16 protein-coding genes are annotated in these 16022 nt (G+C 70.1%); 12 read left to right on the top strand and 4 right to left on the bottom strand.

Annotated elements, in window-relative coordinates; all coding sequences use genetic code 11:
• The first annotated feature begins 51 nt into the window (after positions 1-51).
• From ripC to pimB, 3 genes are read left to right on the top strand one after another with little or no spacing between them, the layout of a single operon-like run.
• On the top strand, positions 52-1197 hold the full coding sequence (ripC, locus tag AC5Y2S_RS26245; protein ID WP_499959356.1) for a peptidoglycan hydrolase RipC: 1146 nt from the start codon (positions 52-54) through the stop codon (positions 1195-1197).
• 43 nt (positions 1198-1240) lie between these two features.
• On the top strand, positions 1241-2074 hold the full coding sequence (locus tag AC5Y2S_RS26240) for a hypothetical protein (RefSeq protein WP_499959385.1): 834 nt from the start codon (positions 1241-1243) through the stop codon (positions 2072-2074).
• 10 nt (positions 2075-2084) lie between these two features.
• The gene (pimB, locus tag AC5Y2S_RS26235; RefSeq protein ID WP_499959354.1) at positions 2085-3227 is read left to right on the top strand and encodes a GDP-mannose-dependent alpha-(1-6)-phosphatidylinositol monomannoside mannosyltransferase; all 1143 of its coding nucleotides are present in this window, start codon (positions 2085-2087) and stop codon (positions 3225-3227) included.
• Positions 3228-3245: 18 nt separating this feature from the next.
• Here pimB and AC5Y2S_RS26230 read toward each other — a convergent pair whose 3' ends face one another.
• Positions 3246-5051 (bottom strand): AMP-dependent synthetase/ligase, encoded by a 1806-nt coding sequence (locus tag AC5Y2S_RS26230; protein ID WP_499959352.1) that lies wholly within the window; start codon positions 5049-5051, stop codon positions 3246-3248.
• Positions 5052-5214: 163 nt separating this feature from the next.
• Here AC5Y2S_RS26230 and AC5Y2S_RS26225 point away from each other — a divergent pair, with 163 nt between their 5' ends.
• From AC5Y2S_RS26225 to AC5Y2S_RS26205, 5 genes are all read left to right on the top strand, one after another.
• On the top strand, positions 5215-5604 hold the full coding sequence (locus tag AC5Y2S_RS26225) for a polyketide cyclase / dehydrase and lipid transport (protein WP_499959351.1): 390 nt from the start codon (positions 5215-5217) through the stop codon (positions 5602-5604).
• 103 nt (positions 5605-5707) lie between these two features.
• The gene (locus AC5Y2S_RS26220; protein ID WP_067004662.1) at positions 5708-6145 is read left to right on the top strand and encodes an SRPBCC family protein; all 438 of its coding nucleotides are present in this window, start codon (positions 5708-5710) and stop codon (positions 6143-6145) included.
• Positions 6138-7397: an ArsA family ATPase gene (locus AC5Y2S_RS26215; protein WP_499959384.1), complete on the top strand. Its 1260-nt coding sequence runs from the start codon at positions 6138-6140 to the stop codon at positions 7395-7397. Before AC5Y2S_RS26220 ends, AC5Y2S_RS26215 begins: the two co-directional genes overlap by 8 nt.
• Positions 7394-7789 carry a hypothetical protein gene (locus tag AC5Y2S_RS26210; protein ID WP_499959349.1) on the top strand — a complete coding sequence of 132 codons (396 nt, stop codon included), beginning with the start codon at positions 7394-7396 and terminating at the stop codon, positions 7787-7789. The genes AC5Y2S_RS26215 and AC5Y2S_RS26210 overlap by 4 nt, the downstream gene beginning before the upstream one ends.
• An 85-nt stretch (positions 7790-7874) precedes the next feature.
• Positions 7875-8615: a lysophospholipid acyltransferase family protein gene (locus AC5Y2S_RS26205; RefSeq protein ID WP_499907055.1), complete on the top strand. Its 741-nt coding sequence runs from the start codon at positions 7875-7877 to the stop codon at positions 8613-8615.
• Here AC5Y2S_RS26205 and AC5Y2S_RS26200 read toward each other — a convergent pair.
• Positions 8612-9895 (bottom strand): glycosyltransferase 87 family protein, encoded by a 1284-nt coding sequence (locus tag AC5Y2S_RS26200; RefSeq protein WP_499959347.1) that lies wholly within the window; start codon positions 9893-9895, stop codon positions 8612-8614. The two genes, AC5Y2S_RS26205 and AC5Y2S_RS26200, sit on opposite strands and share 4 nt — an antisense overlap.
• A gap of 90 nt (positions 9896-9985) precedes the next feature.
• On the opposite strand from AC5Y2S_RS26200, the gene AC5Y2S_RS26195 reads away from it, so the two are divergent.
• Genes AC5Y2S_RS26195 through AC5Y2S_RS26185 form a run of 3 tightly spaced genes read left to right on the top strand, consistent with a single transcriptional unit; the run spans position 9986 to position 12826 of the window.
• Complete coding sequence (locus tag AC5Y2S_RS26195; RefSeq protein ID WP_499959345.1) at positions 9986-10870, top strand: hypothetical protein; 885 nt, start codon at positions 9986-9988, stop codon at positions 10868-10870.
• Positions 10871-10893: 23 nt separating this feature from the next.
• A complete protein-coding gene (locus AC5Y2S_RS26190) occupies positions 10894-11403 on the top strand; it encodes a polyadenylate-specific 3'-exoribonuclease AS (RefSeq protein WP_499959343.1) in 510 nt (169 codons plus the stop codon).
• A 34-nt stretch (positions 11404-11437) separates the two neighbouring features.
• Positions 11438-12826 carry a class II 3-deoxy-7-phosphoheptulonate synthase gene (locus tag AC5Y2S_RS26185; protein WP_499959341.1) on the top strand — a complete coding sequence of 463 codons (1389 nt, stop codon included), beginning with the start codon at positions 11438-11440 and terminating at the stop codon, positions 12824-12826.
• A 10-nt stretch (positions 12827-12836) separates the two neighbouring features.
• On the opposite strand, the gene AC5Y2S_RS26180 is transcribed toward AC5Y2S_RS26185, so the two are convergent.
• Entirely contained in the window at positions 12837-14042 is a 1206-nt protein-coding gene (locus AC5Y2S_RS26180) for a protein kinase domain-containing protein (RefSeq protein WP_499959340.1), read from the bottom strand.
• Positions 14043-14110: 68 nt separating this feature from the next.
• Between AC5Y2S_RS26180 and AC5Y2S_RS26175 the strand changes: the two genes are divergently transcribed.
• Positions 14111-14515, top strand: a complete 405-nt coding sequence (locus tag AC5Y2S_RS26175) for an Rv2175c family DNA-binding protein (RefSeq protein WP_499907043.1) — start codon at positions 14111-14113, stop codon at positions 14513-14515.
• Here the strand turns inward: AC5Y2S_RS26175 and AC5Y2S_RS26170 are convergent.
• Positions 14502-16022 carry an alpha-(1->6)-mannopyranosyltransferase A gene (locus AC5Y2S_RS26170; protein WP_499959338.1) on the bottom strand — a complete coding sequence of 507 codons (1521 nt, stop codon included), beginning with the start codon at positions 16020-16022 and terminating at the stop codon, positions 14502-14504. The genes AC5Y2S_RS26175 and AC5Y2S_RS26170 overlap by 14 nt on opposite strands.

Genomic DNA, 16022 nt, shown 5'->3' with positions numbered 1-16022 from the left:
CATAAGCCGTCCTAGGCCCCGTTTAAGGATGCAATTTTGAGGTTCGCTTGTATGTACCCGCGCGCGCGTGTCATTACACGGTCTGCCCTCGGGACGTTAGCGGGCTTGACTATCTTCGCGGGGGCTTTTGCCACGAATTCCGGCGCCGATCCGGCCGAAGACGCGCTGGCGAAACTCAACCAGCTGTCTCGTCAGGCCGAGCAGACCACCGAGGCGATGCACACCGCGCAGCTCGACCTGAACGAGAAGCTCAAGGTCCAGCAGGCGGCGGAGAAGAAACACGCCGATGACCAGGCAGCGGTGGATTCCGCCAAGGCCCGGCTGGCCGCCTTCCAGGGCGCCGTCAACAAGCTGGCCGCCGCCCAGTACATGGGCGGACGCGTTGACGGCATGGAGGCCATGCTGACCGCGGGATCGCCGCAGGGCCTGATCGACAAGCTGGCCGTGCAGCGGCTGATGGCGACCCAGATGCGCACGCAGATGGCGAGTTACCGTATCGCGGGTGAGCAGGCCGCCAAGGCCGAGCAGGCATCCGCCAAGTCCGCCGCCGACGCGAAGAGCGCGGCCGAGCAGGCCGCGGCGGTACGGGCGAGCCTGCAGTCCAAGCAGAGCCAGCTGCAGGTGCAGATCGCGGTCGTCAAGTCGCAGTACGTCTCCCTGACGCCGCAGCAGCGCACCGCGCTGGCCGACCCCGGGCAGCCCCCCGCGGCCGCCCCGCCGCCCGGCGCACCGGCACCGGACGCGTTGCCGCCCGGCGCCCCGCCGCCCGGCGACGGTCCGCCCATCAGCGCGATGATGCCCGGCATGCCCGGAATGCTGCCGCCCGGCGGCCCCGGCGGAGTGGGCGGCGGTGACCGCGCGACCGTCGTGCAGGCGGCGTTGACGCAGGTCGGATCGTCCTATGTATGGGGCGGCGCCTCGCCCGGCGCGTTCGACTGCTCAGGCCTGGTGATGTGGGCGTTCCAGCAGGCTGGCATCTCGCTGCCGCACTCCAGCCAGGCGCAGGCCCAGGGCGGTCAGCCGGTGGCGCTGTCGGACCTGCAGCCCGGCGACGTGATCACGTTCTATAACGACGCGTCACACAGCGGCATCTACGTCGGCGACGGCATGGTGATCCATTCCTCCACCTACGGCGTGCCGGTCCGGGTGGTGCCGATGAATGCCGCAGGTCCGATCCACGACGCGCGTCGCTACTGATCGTTCCGGTTGGCGGCGGCGGTTGCCGATCCTGCTGGCCTGGGTGTTCGCCCTCGAGCTGATCGTGGCCGCGGCCGTGCCCTTCGACGAGGCCAGCGACAGCAAGGCGCGACACGCGCAGCTGGTCACCCCCGCGCGCAGCCAGGCCGGCGCCGCGGCGAAGTCGCTGGTGGTCGGCGATCGCACCGTCCGGTTGGTGGGCCTCGGCGGCCCGGCCGGCGACCGGCTGCTGTCCCGGGTGGCGGCCGACATCGGCGCCGCGATCAAGGCGGTGGAGGCCTTCTGGGGTGTCGAGTGGACGCGCGAGATCACGGTGCTCGCCGCCGGCTCCGACGAACAGTTTCGCGCCGCCGCCGGCGGGGGACCGCCGTCGCAGTGGGCCGACATCGCGGCCGTTACGGTCGCCGAGCGCGTCGACCCCGTGCACCGGGTGGCGCTCGGGCAACGGATCGTGTTCGCGCCGGGCGCCGCCAACATGAATGAGTCCGCGCTGCGAATTGTCTTGACGCACGAGCTTTTTCACTACGCCGCGCGTCCCTACACCGCATCGGACGCGCCCCAGTGGCTCACCGAGGGCGTGGCCGATTTCGTCGCCCGCCCACACACCCCGGTGCCCGCCGACGCGGTGCCGGTGCCGCTGACGCTGCCGACCGACGGTGATCTGGAAGCGCCGGGGCCGCAGCGCTCGTTGGCGTATGACCGCGCGTGGTGGTTCGCCCGCTTCGTCGCCGACACCTACGGGGCACCCAAGCTGCGCGAGCTCTACCTGGCCAGCTGCGGTGTGGGGCACACCGACGTGCCCACCGCCGCCCACCAGGTCCTCGACATCGACCCCGCCGGGCTGCTGGTGCACTGGCACCAGTGGCTGGCCCGCTAGCCTGACGCAGGTGAGCCGGGTCCTGCTGGTAACCAACGACTTTCCACCCCGCCCCGGCGGCATCCAGTCCTACCTGGGCGAGTTCGTCGGCCGGCTAGCCGGCGCGGGCTCGCATTCCGTGCTGGTGTACGCACCGCAATGGAAGGGCGCCGACGCCTTCGACGACGCGGCCGCGGCGGCCGGATACCGCGTGGTGCGCCACCCGGGCACGCTGATGCTGCCCGGCCCGGCGGTGGACGGGCGGATGCGCCGGCTGATCGGCGAGCACGGGATCGACACCGTCTGGTTCGGCGCGGCCGCGCCGCTGGCGTTGTTGGCGCCGCGCGCCCGGCAGGCCGGGGCGACCCGGGTGCTGGCCAGCACGCACGGCCACGAGGTCGGCTGGTCGATGCTTCCGGTCGCGCGGTCAGTGCTGCGGCGCATCGGCGACGGCACCGACGTCGTCACCTTCGTCAGCCGCTACACCCGGTCGCGCTTCGCGTCGGCGTTCGGGCCCGAGGCGAGGCTGGAATACCTGCCGCCCGGCGTGGACACCGACCGGTTCCGGCCCGACCCGGCCGCCCGGGCCGAGCTGCGGGCCCGTTACGGGCTGGGCGAGCGGCCGACGGTGCTGTGCCTGTCGCGGCTGGTGCCGCGCAAGGGTCAGGACGCGTTGATCAAGGCGCTGCCATCGATCCGGCGGCGGGTGGACGGGGCGGCACTGGTCATCGTCGGCGGCGGGCCGTACCTGGACGCGCTGCGCAAGCTGGCCTCCGATTGCGGTGTGGCCGAGCATGTCACATTCACCGGTGGCGTGCAGGCCGCCGAACTGCCCGCCCACCACGCGCTGGCCGACGTCTTCGCGATGCCATGCCGCACCCGCGGCGCCGGCATGGACGTCGAGGGCCTGGGCATCGTCTTCCTGGAGGCCTCGGCGACGGGCGTGCCCGTCATCGCCGGCCAATCGGGCGGGGCCCCGGAAACCGTGCGGCACAACAAGACCGGGCTGGTGGTCGACGGCCGGTCGGTGGACGAGGTCGCCGAGGCCGTCGCCGAGTTGCTGGGCGATCCCGGGCGGGCCGCCGCGATGGGCGTGGCCGGCCGCGAATGGGTGACGTCCCAATGGCGCTGGGACACGCTGGCCGCCCGGCTGGCCGACCTGCTGCGGGGCTAGGCGCGGCTAAGCGAGCGGTCAGTCCTTCTGGTAGATCGATTCGATGTCGGCGGCGAATTTCTCGGCCACCACGTTGCGCTTGACCTTCATTGTCGGCGTCAGCTCGCCGGTGTCCTCGGTGAAGTCGACCGGCAGGATGCGGAACTTGCGGATCGACTCGGCGTGCGAGACGGCCTGGTTGGCGTTCTTGACGGCGGCGTCGATCTCGGCGAACAGGTCGGGGTCGGTGGCCAGATCGCCGACGGACGCGTCGGCCTGTTTGTGGTTGCGTTCCTTCCAGGGGCCGAAGGCCTCGGGGTCGATGGTGATCAGCGCGCCGATGAACGGCTTGGCGTCGCCGACCACCATGGCCTGGCTGATCAGCGGGTGCGCCCGCAGCTGATCCTCGAGCACCGCGGGGGCGACGTTCTTGCCGCCGGCGGTGACGATGATCTCCTTCTTGCGGCCGGTGATCTTCAAAAAGCCGTCCTCGTCGAGCGCGCCGAGGTCGCCGGTCTTGAACCAGCCGTCGGTGAACGCGTCGCGGGTGGCCTGCTCGTTGTGCCAGTAGCCGCTGAACACCACGCCGCCGCGCACCAACAGCTCGCCGTCCTCGGCGATGCGCATGCTGTTGCCGGGCAACAACGTTCCGACGGTCCCGATCTTGACGTGGCCGACCTGGTTGACCGTGATGGCAGAGCTGGTCTCGGTCAGGCCGTAGCCCTCGTGGATGGTCAGGCCCACGCCGCGGTAGAAGTGGCCCAGCCGGGCGCCCAGCGGCGCGCCACCCGAGACGGACGCGTGGCAGTCGCCGCCCAGCGCCGCGCGCAGCTTGTGGTAGACCAGCCGGTCGAACAGCGCGTGCCGGGCCCGCAGCAGCAGGCCCGGTCGCCCGCCGTCGGCGTGGGCCTGGCTCCAGTCGACCGCGGTCTGCACGGCCATCGCGAAGATCCGGCCGTTGCCGTCGTTGGCCGCGTTCTGCTCGGCGGTGTTGTACACCTTCTCGAACACCCGCGGCACCGACACCACCACGGTCGGCTTGAACACCGCGAGCATCGGCAGCAGGTTCTTGATGTCGCTGGTGAATCCCACCGTCACCTTGTTCGCGCACGCGGACAAGGTCAGCGACCGGGCCAGCACGTGGGCCAGCGGCAGGAAGACCAGCAGCCGCTGCCCCTCGTTCAGCAGGGTCGGCAGGCATTCCTTGGCGCCCCGGCGCTCGTAGAGCAGGTTGGAATGGGTGAGCTGGCAGCCCTTGGGCCGCCCGGTGGTGCCCGAGGTGTAGATCAGGGTGGCCGGGTCGGCGGCGCGCAGCGCCTCGAGTCGGGCGGTCAGCTCGGCCGGCTCCACTTCGGCGCCGGCCTCGGCGAGCTGCTCGAGCGCCTTGGGGCCCGACCCGTCGATGTGCAGCACCCGGCGCAGCTCGGGCAGCTCGGCGGTGAGCTCGGTGACCATCGCGGCGTGCGCGTCGGTTTCGGCGAAGGCCACCACCGCCCCCGAGTCCTGCAGCACCCAGCGCACCTGCTCGGCCGAGGACGTCTCGTAGATCGGCACGGTGACCGCCCCCACCGACAGGATCGCCAGGTCCAGGATCGCCCACTCGTAGCGGGTGGCCGAAAAGATGGACACCCGGTCGCCGGCCTGTACGCCGAGCGAGATCAGGCCCAGCGCCGCGGCGCGCACCTGCTTGGCCGCCTCGGCGCAGGTGACGTCGGTCCAAACCCCGTCGATCTGCCGTTGGTAGATGACGAAGCCGGGGTCGTCGCGCTCGTGCTCGAAGACCATGGCCGCGACGTTTTCGTGGTCGCCGACCGTGAACCGGGCGGGGACGCTGTACTCACGCACTGAAAGACCTCGATTGGATTCGTGATGTTGCCTGCCGGCTTGCTGTGGCCCAGCCTAATCCGCGAATTCGCGCAGCATGGCGGAGGTCTGTCGGGCGGTGGCCGCGGTTGCGGCCCGAGCGCCTGCGTACCGGTGATCCGGATCCGTGTGTGAAGCTATGGCGGTGAACAGCATTCAGATCGCCGACCAGACGTTTGTCGCCGCCGACGGTGCGCGGGTGGGCGCGGTGGTCGCCGACCCGTCGAGCTGGCGCCGGTGGTGGCCGGACCTGCGGCTGCAGGTCGTCGAGGACCGCGCCGACAAGGGGATCCGGTGGACGGTCACCGGCGCGTTGACCGGCACCATGGAGATCTGGCTGGAGCCGTCGCTGGACGGGGTGGTGCTGCATTACTTCCTGCACGCCGAGCCCAGCGGCGTGGCGGCCTGGCAGCTGGCAAAGTTGAATTTGGCGAAGATGACGCACCGCCGTCGGGTGGCGGGCAAGAAAATGGCGTTCGAGGTCAAACGGACGGCGGAACGGTCGCGTCCGGTCGGCGTTTCTCCGGTAGCTTAACCGGATCAAGGTCGGGCGGTAGGAGTACCGTTTCGCCCCGAAGGCCGGGGTAGTCCTGCGCATGGCGGGCCTACCCGCTCGCGGGAGAGAGGGCATCAGCCAGGTGGCGGAGAAGACGACGCAGACCATCCACATCGACGCCGATCCGGGCACCGTCCTGGAGGTGATTGCCGACATCGATTCGTACCCGGAGTGGATCTCGGAATACAAGGAAGCCGAGGTGCAGGAGCGGGGCGCCGACGGCTACCCGAAGACGGTGCGATTCGTGATGGACGCGGGCGTCATCAAGGACACCATGGTGATGTCGTATCAGTGGCCCAAGGACCGTCAGTCGCTGAGCTGGACCCTGGTCTCCAGCTCGTTGCTGCGTTCGCTCGAAGGCTCGTATCGCTTGGCGCCCAAGGGATCCGGCACCGACGTCACCTACGAGCTGTCGGTCGACCTGGCCATCCCCATGATCGGCTTGCTCAAGCGCAAGGCCGAGCGGCGCCTGACCGACACCGCTTTGAAGGATCTGAAGAAACGAGTCGAGGCTGAATGAGTCCAGCGCCACCCCGGCCCGGATCAGCCTGTTCGTTGGGAAGGGCGGGGTAGGTAAGTCCACCCTGGCAGCTGCCACCGCGGTCTGCGACGCGGGCACGGGCCAGCGGGTGCTGGTGGTCTCGACCGACCAGGCGCACTCCCTGGGCGACGTGCTGGGCGTGCCGGTCCCGCCCAGCGGCCGGGGCGAACTGGTCCGGGTGCTCGCCGATGACGCGGAGGCGGGCGGAGGCTTCCTCGACGCGCTGGCGCTGGACACCCTGGCCCTGCTGGAGACCCGGTGGCACGACGTCGTCACCACGCTGGACGGGCGGTTTCCCGATTCCGAGTTGAGCACCATTGCGCCCGAAGAACTTTCGGCGTTGCCGGGCGTCCAGGAGGTGCTGGGCCTCTACGCCGTCGGCGAGCTGGCCGCCTCGGGACGCTGGGATCGCATCGTCGTCGATTGCGCCTCGACGGCGGATGCGTTGCGCATGTTGACCTTGCCCGCCACCTTCGGGCTCTACGTGGAACGCGCGTGGCCACGGCATCGCCGGCTGTCCATCGCCGCCGACGACGCCCGCTCGGGCGCGATGGTGGAGCTGCTGGAGCGCATCAGCGCCAGCGTCGACCGCCTCAGCGAACTGCTGACCGACGGCGAGCTCGTCACCGCGCATCTGGTGCTGACCCCCGAGCGGGTGGTGGCGGCCGAGGCGGTGCGGACGCTGGGTTCGCTGGCGCTGATGGGGGTGCGGGTCGAGGAGCTGATCGTCAACCAGGTCCTGACCGAGGACGAGTCTTACGAGTACCGCAACCTGCCCGAGCACCCGGCGTTCTATTGGTACGCCGAGCGCATCGCCGAACAACGCGTCGTGCTCGACGAACTCGACGCGACCATCGGTGACGTGGCGCTGGTGCTTACCCCGCACCTGTCCGGCGAGCCGATCGGCCCCAAGGCGCTGGGCGCACTGCTCGACAGCGCCCGCCGGCGCGGCGGGACGGCGCCGCCGGGTCCGCTGCGGCCCGTCGTGGACCTCGAATCCGGATCGGGGCTTGGGTCGATATACCGTATGCGGCTAACGTTGCCCCAACTTGATCCCGGAGGACTTTCGTTGGGCCGAGTCGACGACGACCTGATCATCAGCGCCGGAGGGCTGCGGCGCAGGGTTCGGTTGGCGTCCGTGCTGCGGCGCTGCACGGTGCTCGACGCGCACCTGCGGGGCGGTGAGCTGACTGTTCGTTTTCGACCGGATCCGGAGGTGTGGCCTAAGTGAGTGGGGCTCATTCCGATATCGGTCCGGAGCTGCGCCGGCTCGCCCAGGCGATCCTGGACGGGATCGACCCGGCGGTGCGAACGGCGGCGGCTTTGACGGCCGGCGGCGGCGTCGGGACCGGCAAGTGCCAGCAGGTGTGGTGCCCGGTGTGCGCGCTGGCCGCCTTGGCCACCGGTGAGCAGCACCCGTTGCTCACCGTGATCGCCGACCACAGCATCGCCCTGCTGGAGGTGATCCGCGGCATCGTCAACGACATCGACCGCTCGACCGAATCGCCACCGGACGGGCCGCCCGGCGGCGGTGGCGGCGCCGAGTCCGGCGCCGGGGCTCCCGACGGTGACGGCACCGTGCGGACCCGATACCAGCCCATCCCGGTCACCGTGGAGGAATGACCCGCCCGGTGTGAAGGTGGTCGGTTGCCCCGGGGATCGGTACAGTTGGCCAGAACACTGCGGGTGGCGGGCGAGAGGGAGGGCCATGTGGTACTGGCTATTCAAGTACATCCTGCTGGGCCCGTTGCTGTCCCTGCTTGGCCGGCCGAAAGTTGAAGGGCTGGAATACGTTCCGACGTCGGGGCCGGTGATCCTGGCGAGTAATCACCTCGCCGTGATGGACAGCTTCTTCCTGCCGCTGGTGGTCCGGCGCCGGATCACCTTCCTCGCGAAGTCCGAATATTTCACCGGCACCGGTCTGAAGGGCTGGTTCAGCCGGTGGTTCTTCACCGCCGTCGGGCAGGTGCCGATCGACCGCACCGACGCCGACGCCGCCCAGGCCGCGCTCAACACCGCCGAGCAGGTGCTGAAGCAGGGCAAGCTGCTGGGCATGTACCCCGAGGGCACCCGCTCGCCCGACGGCCGGTTGTACAAGGGCAAGACCGGGCTGGCGCGGCTGGCGCTGCACACCGGTGTCCCGGTGATCCCGGTGGCGATGATCGGCACCAACGTGGTCAATCCGCCGGGCACCACGATGCTGCGTTTCGGGCGCGTCACCGTCCGGTTCGGCAAGCCGATGGACTTCTCCCGGTTCGAGGGAATGGCCGGCAACCGCTTCATCGAGCGGGCCGTCACCGACGAGGTGATCTACGAGCTGATGGGGCTCTCCGGGCAGGAGTACGTCGACATCTACGCCGCCAGCCTCAAGGAACGCGGCGCCGAATCGGAGGGCGCCGACCCGACGGATGAGGCCGCCGCGCGGATTCCCGAGACGGCCGTCGGCTAGCTGGAAGCAGCGACCGGCGTCGGCGTGGCCGTGGCCGGCGCGGACCGGCTCGTTCGGGCCGAGATCGTCAGCCCCGCCGCGACGATGACCGCCAACGCCCACCACACGTAGGACGCGCCGACGAGCTGGCGCCACCAGTTGGCGGTGGTCTCGTGGTGCTTGGGCAGCAGGTCGATCGGCGTCCACCTCATCAGCGCCACCCCGCCGGCGCTGAGCACGCCCAGCGCGATGTTGCGGCGCCGCCAGGCCAGCACCCCCGTCACCAGCACCGTCGGCAGCGCCCAGACCCAGTGGTGTGACCAGGACACCGGGGAGACCACCAAACCGAACAGGGCGACGCAGATCACCGCCATGATCGGCTCGCCGGCCCGCAGCACCCGCCGCATCGCCCAGATCGTCGCCGCCAGCACCAGCAGGCACGCGGCGACCCACAACGGGAACCGCGCGTGCTCGTCGAGCCCCAGGCGGGCCAGGGCGCCCGCGATGTTCTGGTCGGTGTTCAGCGCGGCCTCACCGATGCGGTCGGTGTGGTGGACCGTGCGCGTCCAGTACTCCCACGAATCGCTCCACGCCAGCGCGAAGCCCAGCAGGGTCATCGCCGCGAACGATGCCATCGCCGTCAGCGCCGCGCGGTTGTCCCGGCGCAGCAGGAAATAGAGCAGGAAAACCGCCGGGGTGAGCTTCAGCGCGATCCCCAGGCCCAGCAGCAGGCCGCGCGGCCACGGCGTGCGGCGCGGCACGCAGTCCGCGATCACCAGCGTCATCAGCACGACGTTGATCTGGCCGAAGGCGAAGTTGGAAACGATCGGCTCCAGCCAGGTCGCCGCGGCGGCCGTGATGAGCACCGCCAACCACAGCCGGCGCAGCCACGCCGGGCCGCCCAGCACGGAAGACGTGTTCCACACGTCGAGGCCGGTCAGCAGGATCGTCGTCGAGACGATCAAAAGGACCAGCGTCAACACCGTGATCGCCACGCTGGCGGCGGGCATGTGCAGCCAGGAGAACGGGCAGAACACGATGGCCGCCAGCGGGGGATAGGTGAACGGCAGGTTCAGCCCGATGGGTGTGTGGAACTTCACGTCGCCGCGGTAGAGGGGATGGTTGTCCAGCCAGGCCTGGCCGCCCATCTGATAGATGTCGATGTCGATGCGGTATGGGGTGTGCCCGAACAGGCCCGAGGCCACGTAGTAGATGGCCGCGGCCGCGACCAGCCAAAGCAGGCACCACAGCACCACCCGCCCGGGTTGACTGCCCACGCCGGGCGCCCGCCATCTACTCATGTCGGATAACAGCGTAATCGGTAGCGGCACCGGCGACGTGTCGCAGCGCGGCTCCCGCGCTGCCCGGAAATGCAGGCGTACGTTTCTAGCGTGCTGCACTGGTTCGTGTTCGGGGTGGCCCACTGGTTCGCGCACGACATCATCGACCGCGGCCGGCTGCCGCTGCTGTGCTGCCTGGTCGCCTTCATCCTGACCTTCTTCGTCACGCGAACGTGCGTGCGGCTTATCCGCCACCGCGCCCGAACCGGGCGTCCGGCCCGGTGGTGGCAACCGCGCAACGTCCACATCGGAGAGGTGCACATCCACCATGTGGCGTTCGGCGTGGTCCTGGTGATGCTCTCCGGGTTGATGCTGGTGACCCTGTCCATCAGTGGGCAGGAGCCCGAGTTCACCTTGGCGGCAAGCCTTTTCGGGATCGGGGCCGCGCTGGTCCTCGACGAGTACGCGTTGATCCTGCACCTGTCGGACGTGTACTGGGAAGAGGACGGCCGCACCTCGGTGGACGCGGTGTTCGCCGCGGTGGCGGTGGCCGGGCTGTTGATGATGGGCCTGCACCCACTGATGTTCTTCCTGCCGTTCTGGCACGGCGCCGACGCGGTGGCGCTGCGCGCCGGGGTGGCCGGTGAGCTGGTGTTCACTCTGCCGCTGGCCGTGGTGGTGCTGCTCAAGGGCAAGGTGTGGACCGGATTGCTGGGCATGTTCATCGTCGTGCTGCTGGTCATCGGCGCGATCCGGCTGTCGCGCCCGCACGCCCCATGGGCCCGCTGGCGCTACACCACCCAGCCCGACAAGATGCGACGCGCGCTGCAGCGGGAACGCAGGCTGCGCCGCCCGGTCGTGCGGGTCAAGCTGTGGGTGCAGTGCGCGATCGCCGGCACCCCGCGCCTGCCCGACGAGCGCCTGATCGACGCCCAGCTCGACCATGACGTGCACGCGGCGCCGCCGCCGACGGGGCCCATCCTGATCAGCCGATAGTGGCGTTCCCCTAGGCTTTTCAGGTGCGGTACTTCTATGACACGGAATTCATCGAGGACGGCCGCACCATCGAGCTGATCTCGATCGGGGTGGTCGCCGAGGACGGCCGCGAGTACTACGCCGTGTCCACCGAATTCGATCCCGAGCGCGCCGGTAGCTGGGTGCGCGCCAACGTGCTGCCCAAGCTGCCGCCGCCGTCGTCGCAGCTGTGGCGCTCGCGCAAGCAGATCCGCCTGGACCTGGAGGAGTTTTTCGGGGTGGGCGGCACCGAGCCGATCGAGCTGTGGGCCTGGGTGGGGGCCTACGACCACGTGGCGCTGTGCCAGTTGTGGGGCGCGATGCCAGCACTTCCCCAGGCGATACCCCGCTTCACCAGGGAAGTTCGGCAGCTGTGGGAGGAGCGCGGATCCCCGCGGATGCCGCCGCGGCCGCGCGACGCCCACGACGCGCTGGTCGACGCCCGCGATCAGCTCCGCCGATTCCGGCTGATCACCTCGGCCGAAGGCGCGGGCGTTCGCCCTGATCAGGCGTGACCGAGCGGTGCCGCGCCCCGGTTACCATGGACCGATGAACTGGACCGTCGACATACCGATCGAGCAGCTGCCGCCGCTGCCGCCGCTCTCGACCGAGCTGCGGGCGCGACTGGACGCCGCGCTGGCCAAGCCGGCCGCCCAGCAGCCCAGCTGGGACGCCGAACAGGCCGCCGCGATGCGCACGGTCCTCGAGAGCGTGCCGCCGGTGACCGTGCCGTCCGAGATCGTGCGGCTGCAGGATCAGCTGGCGCAGGTCGCCCGGGGCGAGGCATTCCTGCTGCAGGGCGGCGACTGCGCGGAGACGTTCGTCGACAACACCGAACCCCACATCCGCGGCAACATCCGGACCCTGCTGCAGATGGCCGTGGTACTGACCTACGGCGCCAGCATGCCGGTGGTCAAGGTCGCCCGCATCGCCGGCCAGTACGCCAAGCCCCGCTCGGCCGACCTCGACGCGCTGGGCCTGCGCTCCTACCGCGGCGACATGATCAACGGCTTCGCCCCCGACGCCGCGGCCCGCGAGCACGACCCGTCGCGGCTGGTGCGCGCCTACGCCAACGCCAGCGCCGCGATGAACCTGGTGCGCGCCCTGACCTCCTCGGGCCTGGCTTCGCTGCACCTGGTGCACGACTGGAACCGGGAATTCGTCCGGACCTCGCCGGCGGGTGCGCGTTACGAGGCGCTGGCCAGCGAGATCGACCGGGGTTTGAAGTTCATGAGCGCCTGCGGGGTCGCCGACCGCAACCTGCAAACCGCCGAAATCTACGCCAGCCACGAGGCTTTGGTGCTCGACTACGAGCGGGCGATGTTGCGCCTGTCCGACGTCGAGGGCGGCGAGCCGCAGCTGTATGACCTGTCGGCGCACACGGTGTGGATCGGCGAGCGGACCCGCCAGCTCGACGGCGCCCACATCGCGTTCGCGGAGGTGATCGCCAACCCGATCGGCGTGAAGATCGGCCCGACGATGACCCCCGAGCTGGCCGTCGAATACGTCGAGCGCCTCGACCCGCACAACAAGCCCGGGCGGCTGACGCTGGTGAGCCGGCTGGGCAACAACAAGGTGCGCGACCTGCTGCCGCCGATCGTGGAGAAGGTGCAGGCCACCGGGCACCAGGTGATCTGGCAGTGCGACCCGATGCACGGCAACACGCACGAGTCGTCCAACGGCTACAAGACCCGCCACTTCGACCGCATCGTGGACGAGGTGCAGGGGTTCTTCGAGGTGCACCGCGCGCTGGGCACCCACCCCGGCGGCATCCACGTCGAGATCACCGGCGAGAACGTCACCGAGTGTTTGGGTGGGGCGCAAGACATTTCGGACACCGACCTGGCCGGGCGCTACGAGACGGCCTGCGACCCGCGGCTGAACACCCAGCAGTCGCTGGAGCTGGCGTTCCTGGTCGCGGAGATGCTGCGCGACTGAGTAAAGGGGCTCAGAGCAGGCCGCTGAGATTGCTTCCGAGAGTCCAGGCCACGGTGGCGACCAGCCCTGTGAGCGCCAGCACGACGGCCACCCACACCAGCACCATCCGCCGCGCGTGCTGGCGGGCCCAGACGAATTCGCTCATCGCGATGCCGGCGAATTCGCCTGCGACGGGCTGGTATTCGCTTACCCGGTCGTCGGTTTCGCGCGGGAGCTGCCGGGTGGGATTGCGAACCGGTGCCGCGGCCGGCGCCGGGGGGCGCGATTGCGGGGCGGCGGGCTGGCGCTGGCTCATCCGGCTGTGGTGCAGCGCCGCCGATCGGTGTTGGGCGGAGTTGCGCGGCGCGGGCACCCGGAAGTCCGGCAGCGCGAGTTCTTCGGCGATCGCCGCGAGGTCGGCGCCCATCTCGATGGCGTCGGCGTACCGGTCGGCGGGGTCGCGCGCGGTCGCCCGCGCCACCAATTCGTCGAATTGCGCTGGCACGCCGTCGATCGCGGCGCTGGGCGGCGGCACGTCGGCGTCCAGGCGGCGGTAGGCGATCGACAACGCCGAGTCGCCGGTGAACGGCGTGCTCCCGGTCAGCAGCTCATAGGTGAGGATCCCGGCGGAGTAGACATCGCTGCGCGGGCCGGCGTTGCCGTCGCGCACCTGTTCGGGCGACAGGTAGGCGGCGGTGCCGAGAATGACGCTGGTGGAGGTGATTCCGGCGGCGGCGACAGCGCGGACCAGCCCGAAATCGGCGATCTTGACGTCGCCGTCGTCGGAGATCAGGACGTTCTCGGGCTTGACGTCGCGATGCACCAGCCCGGCCCGGTGCGCGGCGGCCAGCCCGCCCAACACCGGGCGAAGCACCGCCGCGACGGCGTGGGGCGGCATCGGACCGCGCTCGGCCAGCAGCTCGCGCAGCGTTCCGCCCTCGATGAGCTCCATCACCAAAAACGGATGCCGGGCGTCCATGCCCTGGTCATAGACCGCGACCAGGCCGGGATTTTTCAGGCGGGCGACGGTGCGCGCCTCGAGCTGGAAGCGGATCAGGAATTGGTCGTCGCCGGCATAGCGGGTGTCCATCACCTTCACCGCGACCGGGCGGTCGAGCCGGACGTCGAGGCCGCGATACACCGTCGAGGTGCCGCCGCTGGCGATCCGGGACTCCACGCGGTAGCGGCCGTCCAGCAACGTCCCCTCCAGCGGGTCGCGCGCCCCAGCTCCGGTCACGGGGCCATCGTAGGTGCGGGACGCGAAAACGTAGGCCCGAGGCGCTAAGCAGGGCCTACACTGGCGCCGTGAGCAGTGTTCCGGCCGGCGACGACGTCCTGGATCCCGACGAGCCGACCTACGATCTGCCGGGGGTGGCCGCAATACTCGGCGTGTCGGTGAGCAAGGTGCAGCAGCAGCTGCGGGAGGGTCACCTGGTCGCGGTCAAGCGCGGCGGCGGTGTGGTGGTGCCCCAGGTGTTCTTCACCAACTCCGGTGAGGTGGTCAAGAGCCTGCCGGGGCTGTTGACGATCCTGCACGACGGTGGCTATCACGAGACGGAGATCGTGCGCTGGCTGTTCACCCCCGACCCGTCGCTGACGATCACGCGCGACGGCACCCGCGACGCGATCGCCAATGCCCGCCCCGTCGACGCATTGCACTGCCACCAGGCGCGGGAAGTGGTGCGGCGCGCGCAGGCTATGGCGTACTGACGGATTCCGGCGCCCGGTACAGCGCGTACCAGGCGGCCAGCGCGCAGGCGGTGGCCAGCGAGAACTGCAGCCACGAGTACATGCCGTGCGATCCGTCGGGTTTGAAGATCACCATGACCCAGGTCGACAGGCCGGCGATGGCCGCGACCGCGCGCCGTGACTGGGTCAGCGGGGCCGCCACCGCCAGCGGCCAGGAGTAGTACCAGGGCAGCGCGGCCGGGACGAACAGCACCACGATCAGCATCGACCACGCGATCCCGGTCAGCGCGGCCCGGTCGTCGCGGCGGAACCGCCACCACAACAGCGGCAACGACACGGCGATGATCGCGATGCCGATGAACCGGGTGACGCGCAGCGTCGCGTAGAAGTCGACGTGGAAGAAGCCGCTGCCCAGGGCGTGGATCAGGTTGGCGACCGCGGTCGGCACGGTCAGCCAGTTGATGATCTTCACCGACCCGGCCAACGCGGTCAGCCACCCCAGCCCGACACCGGCGGCCGCCGACAGGATCGCGAACACCACCGCGAAGACCGCCACGGAGGTCGCGGTGGCCGCCAAAAACGCCCGGACCGCCCGGTATCCCCGCCGGTCGCGGAGGTGGCGCATCCACACCCACACCAGGAACGGCAACGAGATTCCGGCGGTGGCCTTGACCGCGATCGCCGCCGTGATCAGCACGACGCCCAGGACGTGGCGGCCCTGGAAGGTGAGCGCGATCCCGGCGGCCATCAGGCCCACCATCAGCATCTCGTTGTGGACGCCGCCCATCAGGTGGATGAGCACGAGCGGGTTGAGAACGCAGATCCACAGCGCCAGTGCGCCGTTGGTGCCCAGGTGATGGGCGAGCCGGGGAGTGGCCCAGATCAGCAGCGCCAACCCGGGCAGCATGCACAGCCGCAGCAGCATCGTGCCGGCGATCACGTGGTTGCCCACCACCATCGTGACCAGCTTGGCGATCAGGATGAACGCCGGCCCGTAGGGCGCCGTGGTGATGGTCCAGATCGGACTCACGTTGTCCAGCAAGGTGTTTGGATTGGCGACCGGGCCGACGGCGTAGGGGTCGAAGCCGTCGCGCAGTAGCGCGCCCTGCGCCAGGTAGGAATAGGTGTCGCGGCTGAAGACGGGCACCGACAACAGCAGCGGCGCCAGCCAGAAGGCGGTGGTCGCCCGCATGGTGAACTCGGTGGCGTTCCCGGCCAGCGCGCGCCGGCCCAGCATCACCCACGCGATCAGCATGACGCCCACGCCCGCCCACAACACGATCGACGACAGCACCAGACCGTGGCCGAAGCGCAGCCAGGACAGGTGCAGCACTTCCAGCAGGGGGTCGTGCGGTTTGGTGCTGCCGGCGCCCAGCCCGCCCAGGGTGATCAGCACGGAGCCCAGGAAGCCGAGCTTCGCCGGTCGCGCGTCGGGGGTGGCGGCGAACGCGACGAGCCGTGAAAGGTATTGCGCCACCCATCCTTTGGTCGCCGACGGCTCGGCGGCGGTGCTCGTGGGACTTGTCAT

The sequence above is a fragment of the Mycobacterium sp. NGS69 genome (genome assembly GCF_059812165.1).
Note: the sequence above shows the minus strand (reverse complement) of the source record. Positions and strands in the feature narration are given on the sequence as shown.